Annotated in this window: 3 protein-coding genes; all 3 read left to right on the top strand. The window is 58.4% G+C overall.

Annotated elements, in window-relative coordinates:
* Positions 1–151: 151 nt before the first annotated feature.
* From EVC45_RS43855 to EVC45_RS43845, 3 genes are read left to right on the top strand one after another with little or no spacing between them, the layout of a single operon-like run.
* Entirely contained in the window at positions 152–1,003 is an 852-nt protein-coding gene (locus EVC45_RS43855; protein ID WP_248295526.1) for an ABC transporter substrate-binding protein, read from the top strand.
* A 59-nt stretch (positions 1,004–1,062) separates the two neighbouring features.
* Positions 1,063–2,766: an amino acid ABC transporter permease/ATP-binding protein gene (locus tag EVC45_RS47845; protein ID WP_129964262.1), complete on the top strand. Its 1,704-nt coding sequence runs from the start codon at positions 1,063–1,065 to the stop codon at positions 2,764–2,766.
* A gap of 13 nt (positions 2,767–2,779) precedes the next feature.
* A complete protein-coding gene (locus EVC45_RS43845; RefSeq protein WP_248295525.1) occupies positions 2,780–3,724 on the top strand; it encodes an alpha/beta fold hydrolase in 945 nt (314 codons plus the stop codon).
* The last annotated feature ends 29 nt before the right edge of the window (positions 3,725–3,753 follow it).

Raw genomic sequence — 3,753 nt, 5'->3', positions numbered from 1 at the left:
GGCTATGCATGACCTGCCTTCGTCTTGTTTATCCAGAAACCGGGACGATACCACCCACTGAAAATTCAATAGAGGCTCATTTCATTCTCGCGTCGCTGTACCGCCTCATCCTCTTTTATATCGTTCAACCTCAATGGGATTTGCCATGTCCATGTCAAAGACAATCAAGCTGCTGCTGTGCTTAGTCACAGGCCTTCTCCTTGCACAAGGCGCGTCAGCGCAATCTTGCGAACCGTCCAAGGTGGCGCAGAAATATCCATCGCTCGCGGGCAAAACCATCAAGATCGGCGTGGACCCCGAGTCGCCGCCCTATGCGTTTCGTGACAGCAAGGATTTCAACAAGATCATCGGCGCCGATGCCGACATGGCCCGCGCCGTGTTCGCCTGCGCAGGCGTGAAGACGGAATTCTTCACGGCCGGCTGGCCAGGCTTGCTGCCCGCGCTGCGTGCCGGACAGATCGATGTGATGTGGGACCTGCTGTACTACACGCCGGAACGCGCGAAGGAGACGAGCTTCGTTACGTATATGCAGGCCGGCACGGGCGGTTTGGTGGCAGCGGGCAACCCGAAGAAGATCGATGACATCTCCAAGCTCTGCGGCCTCACGGTGACAGCAGGCATCGGCACCGTCGAACTGACAATGGCGCAAGCGCAAAGCGCCAAATGCAAAGCGGAACACAAGCCTGAGGTGACCATCATGACATCCGCCGATATCGCCTCAGGCGCGCGCCTCGTTGCAAGCCATCGCGCCGATGTGATGATGTACGACCTGGCGCTCGTCGATGGTCTCGCCAAACAGAACCCGCAGCTCTATATGCGCGGCTTCATGCTCACGAGCGGCATGAAAATCGGCGTGGGCGTGAAGAAAGGCAACACCGATGTGATCGCCGCCGTATCTGACGGACTCAAGATCATGCAGGCCAATCAGACGCAGAAGAAGACTTTCCAGCAGTACGACGTCGATCCGTCGCTGGAAACGCCGACCGCACTGCTTACTCAATAAAGGTTGCCTGCGCGGCACACAGCGCAGTATGCCAGTAGCGTCATGGATCAGGTTCGGAAATGAATGCATTGCGTATCAAATACAGAATTACCGCCACCCTCGGCATGCTTGCCATGCTCGCGTTGCACCCGGCGATGGCCGCCGGTCTCACGGGGGTTCAAGTGCTCGACGGTTTCAAGGAGCTGGCCGGTTATGTCAGCTCGCCGTTCCTGCTCGGCGGAGCATGGATCGCGGTCAAGGTCACGATGATTGCGATGTCGACCGGGCTGGTTCTTGGACTCGGCCTCGCATTGATGCGGCTGTCGCGGTTCAAGGCCTTGAACTCGGCGGCGTGGGGTTACATCTGGTTCGTGCGTGGCACGCCGCAACTGCTGCAGCTCGTGTTCATCTTCGACGCGCTACCGCTGATCGGCTTGCGTTTTGATGAGATCACGACCGCGGTCGTTGGCTTTGCGTTGAACGAAGCGGCGTTCAGCGCTGAACTGTTTCGCGCCGGGATCTTGTCGGTGAACCGTTCGCAATCCACCGCAGCCGCCGCGCTCGGCATGGGACCGTTGCTGACGTTACGCCGCATCATCCTGCCGCAATCGATGCGCGCGGTGATCCCGGGTCTCGCCAATGACACCATCGGCATGTTGAAGCTCACGTCGATCGCGTCGGTGATCTTCGTCAATGAGCTGACGTTTCGCTCGCAACAGGTCGTCGGGCAGAATTTCAAGTTCTTTACCGTGTTCGGCGCTGCAGCGGTGATTTATCTGTTCCTGACGAGCGGAATCTCGTTGGTACAGGTGTGGCTCGAACGCCTCTTCGATCACGAGCGCGATCGGAAGATCACGTTCTCGTGGTTCGGACTGCGCGCATCGACGTGTGATGTGAAACCGGTCGGCTCGCCGGTTGATTTACCCGTCGCCGTCCAGGAGGCGGACGCAAACAATCATGCATGGATTGGTACCCTGCTGCCTGCCGATAGTCGCACGCCGCAGCATTGCAATGAACCGTTTGTCTCGTGCAGGAACGTCTGGAAATCGTATGGTAAGCGCGAGATTTTGCGCGGCGTGGATCTGTCGATCGCGCATGGCGAAGTGGTTGTGATCCTGGGCCCGAGTGGTTCCGGAAAAAGCACGCTGCTCAAGCTCGTCAACCATCTCGAACCGCTCGACTGGGGCACGATCAAGGTCGATTCGCAGTATGTGGGCTATCGCGAAGTGCCAGGGGGCGGCGGCGCGGTGCGGCCCCTGCACAACCTCGCACGTGCTCGCGCCGAAGCACACGTGGGCATGGTGTTCCAGCATTTCAATCTCTTCAGCCATTTGAGTGCACTGGAGAACATCGTCGAAGCGCAGCGGCAGGTCTATCACGTGCCGCGCACCGAAGCTGAAGCGCTCGGCCGCGAGCTGCTGAAAAGCGTGGGCCTGGCAGCGCATGCGGATTTTCTGCCGCATCGGTTGTCGGGCGGACAGCAGCAACGCGTGGCGATTGCGCGGGCGCTCGCGATCAAGCCCAAGTTGATGCTCTTCGACGAACCCACTTCGGCGCTCGATCCCGAACTCGTCGGTGAAGTGCTTGGCGTGATGCGCGGGCTGGCCGATGCCGGCATGACGATGATCGTGGTCACGCACGAGATCCGCTTTGCACGCGATGTCGCCGACCGCGTCGTCTTCATGGACGGCGGCGAAGTGATCGAGCAAGGGACACCGCAACAGGTCATCGACAACCCGACGCACGAGCGCACCCGAAAATTCCTTAACGTCGTCGTAAATTGAATATGAGGCTGAAATGACGGACTTCGAAACTTTCGATCTCGGCCGCGTCGCGCTGCAGTCAGGCGCGACGCCACCCGACATGCGGCTCAGCTACAAGACGTACGGCCGGCTGAATGCGGCGCGCGACAACGCGATTGTGTATCCGACGTTTTATAGCGGCAGCCATGTCGACAATGAGTGGCTGATCGGCGAGCACATGGGGCTCGATCCACGCGAGTACTTCATTATCGTCCCGAATATGTTTGGCAACGGCGTATCGAGTTCACCGAACAACAATCCGCCGCCTTATGACCGAGGTCGCTTCCCGCATGTGACGCTGTACGACAACGTCGCGATGCAGCATCGCCTTGTGACTGAGAAGTTTGGCATCGAGTCGCTCAGGCTCGTCACTGGCTGGTCGATGGGCGCGATGCAGGCATTTCATTGGGCTGCGATGTATCCGGACATGGTCGAGCGCATTCTGCCGTTCTGCGGTGCGGCGCGGTGCTCGCGACACAACTTCGTGTTTATCGAGGGGCTTAAGGCGCCATTGCTGCTGGACCCCGACTTCAAGGACGGATTCTACGATGCGCCGCCGACGCGTGGAATGCGCGCAGCTGCGCGTGTCTTTGCCGGGTGGGGATTTTCGCAGGCGTTTCTGCGTCAACGGCTTGACATGGACGCGATGGGCTATGGATCACTCGAAGACTTCATTACCCAGTTTTGGGAGGGCGATTTCTTGAAGAAAGATGCGAATAATATTCTGTCAATGATGTGGAGCTGGCAGTACGGCGATATTTCCGCGAACCCGCTTTATAAGGGAGATTTCGCTCGCGCGTTGGGCAGTATTACTGCAAAGGCTATTGTGATGCCCGGGCGCACTGATCTGTATTTCCCGCCGGACGATAGTGAGTATGAGGTTTCGAAAATGGCCTCTATTGAATTTTCAGTGGGTGGTATCGTCCCGGTTTCTGGATAAACAAGACGAAGGCAGGTCATGCATAGCCA

Origin of the sequence: Paraburkholderia sp. UYCP14C, from assembly GCF_004197395.1 — a bacterium.
GTDB lineage: Bacteria > Pseudomonadota > Gammaproteobacteria > Burkholderiales > Burkholderiaceae > Paraburkholderia.
Note: the sequence above shows the minus strand (reverse complement) of the source record. Positions and strands in the feature narration are given on the sequence as shown.

What these genes read in the sequence shown, in the direction of transcription:
- EVC45_RS43855 (WP_248295526.1), top strand. Translation starts at nt 152, where the DNA reads ATGTCAAAGACAATCAAGCTGCTGCTGTGCTTAGTCACAGGCCTTCTC.
- EVC45_RS47845 (WP_129964262.1), top strand. Translation starts at nt 1,063, where the DNA reads ATGAATGCATTGCGTATCAAATACAGAATTACCGCCACCCTCGGCATG.
- EVC45_RS43845 (WP_248295525.1), top strand. Translation starts at nt 2,780, where the DNA reads ATGACGGACTTCGAAACTTTCGATCTCGGCCGCGTCGCGCTGCAGTCA.